The following is a 4,482-nucleotide window of genomic DNA, read 5'->3' as shown; positions in this document are numbered from 1 at the left end:
ATGGCATATCAAAATCTGAACGAATCGTAGATAGACTTGATCAGAAGGCTGAGCGAAAAGGCCTTAACAATAATCAACAAGCAAGGTATCAAAGAGCGGCCGAACGCATTTGTGAGCTGTCTGAACTCAAAGCAAGCTTTGATAAAATGATCAATGATGAAGAGGTTACTTATCATTTCATATCTGATAACTCATTGGTTGTGTTTCCGCAAGGTCAGACCTACTTCAATGATGAGTTAGAACGTGTAGAAATTAAACATGCAAGAGGGCGATTGGGGACTCTTGTTCATGAAGCGAGACATGGAGCAGGCTTTGGCATTGAATGGTCTTGGGTTAATGGAGAGAAGGCATTTGTGGACTACAATGATGAATATGAGGGTTATAGGGCTGGTAACATTTTTGACCACCACATAAGAGGCGCGTCTCGCCTCTCCCACCAAGAATTAATGGTAAGGGTATTGAATGGGTGGAGGTGTTAATATCCCTTCTTGGGAACAAATTTTAGTGCCATGAGATATATAGCAGCATTTCTATTTACTTTTTTTTCGTTTTTCCCGGGCAGGGGAAACGCCCAACCTCCAAACATCTATGTTGTTTCCGAAAACGTAGATGGAACTTCCAAAAGTTTTCGGTATATAATCAGTTATAGCCAAATCGAAATCTACTCCCTCGAAGTTGATGATGAAGGAGAATATCAAGCCGATATTAGCGCATATGATATTCAGCTTATTACAAAGAAGAAGATTAGTCCAAGGGAATACTCAAAAATAGTAATGGCTATTGATAGTACGCTGAATCTACCAAAAGGTTCGCCAAATATGGCACTAGGAGGATATCATTGGTCAATCAAGTACTTGGGTACTCGGGACGAAATTTTTTCGAAGAGATATTATAATGTCCAAAAAGAGTATTTTCTCGCGATAAGAGAAAGTATCATATTAAACCTCGATTTCATTCAACGGAAAAAATTTCGAAGGATTTATCGAAGAAATATATTTAAGGATTTCTGAAAGTATTTATTCATGATAATTGAGTTAATATCAAAGAGCTTGACCCAGAGACTGGATACCACTATGGTACGAGTTACTACAGTTCGAATTTGAGTTTGTGGTTGAGTGTGGATCCGTTGGCCTCCGAGCGCAGCTGGCTTACTCCGTACAATTTTGTTCAGAATAATCCTATTGGAAGGGTAGATCCGGATGGAATGCTTGATAATCCGTCAGGAAAGCTGAGTAATGCTATTAGAAAAATTGGAGATTTTATTTCAAACGCCTTTAATTTTGGAAGAAGAGATAAAGTCACTCCGCCCAAAGAGGAGTTTTCAGGATCGCAGCAGATTTCAGTGCAACCAGAGACCTATAACCGTGAAAAAGAATCAGCTGAAATTGAAAGTTCTATGTTATACAACCCTGCTGATTTTCCAACCAAAGTTAAGGAGTTGAATTTCGAAATTAATATGGAGTCTTATGGTACAAAATTAATGAACGTTTCAATTCTTAGAAAAAACCTCTTTGGAAAATATAAAGAAGTTGATAATTTTTCCAATGATGGTCGGTTAATAAGAAATGTTCAAACGCAAAATTTTCGAGCAAATCGTTTTCTAATTCCTAGAAGGAATGAAGGATTCTTGATAAGATCAAGGGTTATAATGAATGGACGGAACTCGGATTATACATCCCCAATTGATGGTCAAAATACCAACTTATTAATTGAAATTAGTGTTTTGGCACCCTCAATGATATCTGGTAAGGCTAATTTAATATTGCAAGCTACTCCTGCAAGGCGGGAAGAACTTGTAAGAAAAGGTATTATTGATCCATGAACCCCTTTTTTTTAATATTTGTAATAACTGTATCAATTCATTGTTTGTTTGGACAAAACAGGGATAAAGTGCTGTTTGAAGAAAATTTCGATTCATTTCTTAGCTGTCCCACTAATTTAGGGCAATGGGAGTTGTTATCTCGTTGGTATATTCCTGTCTCGGGAAGCCCTGATTATTTTCACCCATGCTTGTTCGATGAATTAGACTCAACTAATGGATTCTATCAAGGTTCTAAGCGGATTCCGAATTTAACAAGTGGATGCGTCGGACTGGTTTTGTTTTCAACCAGGAGCAGAGGTTTAATTGAGTACCTATCAATTAGGCTGCCTCGAGAACTTGATGCAGGTGAAAAACTCGAAGTCTTTTTCAAAATCGGAAAAATAAACGACGAACCGGTTGATTTGAAGAAATTTAGCATTTACTTTTCCAATGAAAAATTTCCGAGAACGCGTTCAATTAGAAAGTATGACTGCATAGCTGGGAATAAAAAGAACATTATAGACTTCGACTTATCGAATATCGCTCAAGGTGAATGGCAAATAGTAAATGAAAGTTATGTATCCAAGGGAGGAGAGTCATTTATCCATCTTGGCCTTTTTACGGCAACGTATACCAATCGTGATTATAAGGTACTTGAAAGAAAGATGAATAAAGAGTTAGGAACCCTTGCTGGAGTTTTTATAGATTCAGTATCAATAATCAAAACAGAAGATTAAAGAGAAAAAAATGTACGCCAATATTACCTTTCTAGATTAATCACGTAAACTAAATTACTCCACTTCGTTGATAGACATAGGTTCCTTTTTTTTCTTGGCCAGTTTCCGTTTTTAAGCTGGAAGCAATAAATTTGTTCACAACCAAACACCGGTTGCACTCGTTCGTTGAAAGCTTCACACACTCATTTCCCTTCTTTTAAAGAAATAATGGCGCAACACGCAGGAAACGATAACTATGACTCCCCTTATCACTTCAACGCTAAAGAAGTGGATCCAGAGACGGGGTATCACTACTACGGGGCACGGTATTATAATTCAAACTTGAGTGTTTGGCTGAGTGTGGATCCTTTGGCAGACCATCCAAACCAAGTAGATAAAAGCCCTTATTCAGCCAGATGGTAGATGTCCAGAGTGTCCTGACGATGTTTATGTTCCTATTGCTGACCATGTTTATACCGAAGGCTTAGAAGCTGGTATGACTACTAATAACGGATGGGAAGTTGTTAGAGTTGATAATGATGATGAAACAGGTTACAGGGGTGCTTTATATCAAGGAACTTTTAATGGGAAAACTGAATACATATATGCCACACAAGGAACAAACCCTACTTCATTAAAAGATTGGCAGAATAATGCTCAACAAGTATTTGGCAATTCCCCTCAATATGATCAATCTGTAGATTATGCTAAACAGTATGCAGACCAATACAATGGTGTTTCTTTTACCGGACATTCGTTAGGCGGTGGGTTAGCAAGTGCTAATGCACTTAAAGTTGGAGGGAAAGCCGTTACTTTTAATGCGGCAGGGCTTTCCAATACTACAAAAGAAAGATTAGACCTTAACAAAACGGCTAATATATCAGCTTACGTTGTTCAAGGTGAGGCAGTAAGTCATTATCAATCTATGGCTGGACTAAAAGCAGAAGGGAATATAACTACACTACCTGCAACATACGTCCCTCAAGTACCGCTATTAACTATAGATGATGCATATAGAACTTATCAGCGAGTACAAAATCATATGATGGGAGCAGTAATTCAAAGATTTCCAACAAAATAATGATTATGAAACAGAGTTGCTCAAATAATATCATCACAAAACTTACATTCATTTTATTGTCTTTATCATTATTAACTTCCTGCCAAGAAGGGTACAAAAAAGAAAATGATCAATGGGTTTGGATTTCTTATGATGAGGCAGTCGGAAAAAGAGTTGCAAATGTTAAATCAGCAGACTTAAAAACATTCAAAGTATTGAAAAATAAAAATTACGCTGTTGACAAAAACTATGTATACTATAGGACCCAGAAGATAAAAAATTCAAATCCTAAAACTTTTTCAGTTCTTACAGATAACGGTTACTCAAAAGATGACAAAAAAGTGTTTTTAGATTGGCACGAAATAGTTAACGCAAACCCGAAATCATTTGAACTTTTAAGCTTCCCATACTCAAAAGACGATAATGATGTGTTTTGCGGAACGCTGCCATTACACCTTTCAAAAGATGAAATAAACGAATTTAGAGTAATAAATATGTCAACTGCTCGGTCAACAATTTTATTATCACATTTTATTGAGCAAAATCCAGGCTTTAATTGGTTGGACACTTTGAACATTGACGGGGTAATAGTAAATGAAATTGCTACAGCAAAAACTGAGAAGAGAAATTTCAAAGGCTATAGAGAAATAATAATACACAACGAAAAACAGTGATTACATAAATCTCAAAAAAAAGCACATACGCCCAACAAAAGCTATACGTAATGCGGGTTTCAGTACAAAATTGAAAGTAAAGGAATATTAATAAACATATCGGTAAGCGGATAGTGAAGTGCTTTCTAACCCCGCACTACGCATAGCCTTGACGTTAGCTGCAACCCAGAAGGTCAGGCTTATCCCGATAGCTGTCGCTTCTCCTCAACCCTTGTGATTTTGGTTGTTTAA

At 37.0% G+C, this 4,482-nt stretch carries 6 protein-coding genes; all 6 read left to right on the top strand.

The window, feature by feature from the left end; translation table 11 throughout:
* Window positions 1-479 (top strand): hypothetical protein (locus tag J4F31_11140; GenBank protein ID MCE2497112.1); only part of this gene is annotated, 479 nt, incomplete at its 5' end.
* A 560-nt stretch (window positions 480-1,039) separates the two neighbouring features.
* Window positions 1,040-1,822, top strand: a complete 783-nt coding sequence (locus J4F31_11135; protein ID MCE2497111.1) for a hypothetical protein — start codon at window positions 1,040-1,042, stop codon at window positions 1,820-1,822.
* Window positions 1,819-2,538 carry a hypothetical protein gene (locus J4F31_11130; GenBank protein MCE2497110.1) on the top strand — a complete coding sequence of 240 codons (720 nt, stop codon included), beginning with the start codon at window positions 1,819-1,821 and terminating at the stop codon, window positions 2,536-2,538. The genes J4F31_11135 and J4F31_11130 overlap by 4 nt, the downstream gene beginning before the upstream one ends.
* A 207-nt stretch (window positions 2,539-2,745) precedes the next feature.
* Window positions 2,746-2,940, top strand: coding sequence for a hypothetical protein (locus tag J4F31_11125; GenBank protein MCE2497109.1), 195 nt, complete (start codon window positions 2,746-2,748; stop codon window positions 2,938-2,940).
* A gap of 73 nt (window positions 2,941-3,013) precedes the next feature.
* Window positions 3,014-3,598: a DUF2974 domain-containing protein gene (locus tag J4F31_11120; GenBank protein MCE2497108.1), complete on the top strand. Its 585-nt coding sequence runs from the start codon at window positions 3,014-3,016 to the stop codon at window positions 3,596-3,598.
* Between the two features lie 5 nt (window positions 3,599-3,603).
* On the top strand, window positions 3,604-4,251 hold the full coding sequence (locus J4F31_11115) for a DKNYY domain-containing protein (protein ID MCE2497107.1): 648 nt from the start codon (window positions 3,604-3,606) through the stop codon (window positions 4,249-4,251).
* Window positions 4,252-4,482: the final 231 nt, after the last annotated feature.

The sequence above is a fragment of the Flavobacteriales bacterium genome (assembly GCA_021296215.1).
GTDB lineage: Bacteria > Bacteroidota > Bacteroidia > Flavobacteriales > ECT2AJA-044 > ECT2AJA-044.
Note: the sequence above shows the minus strand (reverse complement) of the source record. Positions and strands in the feature narration are given on the sequence as shown.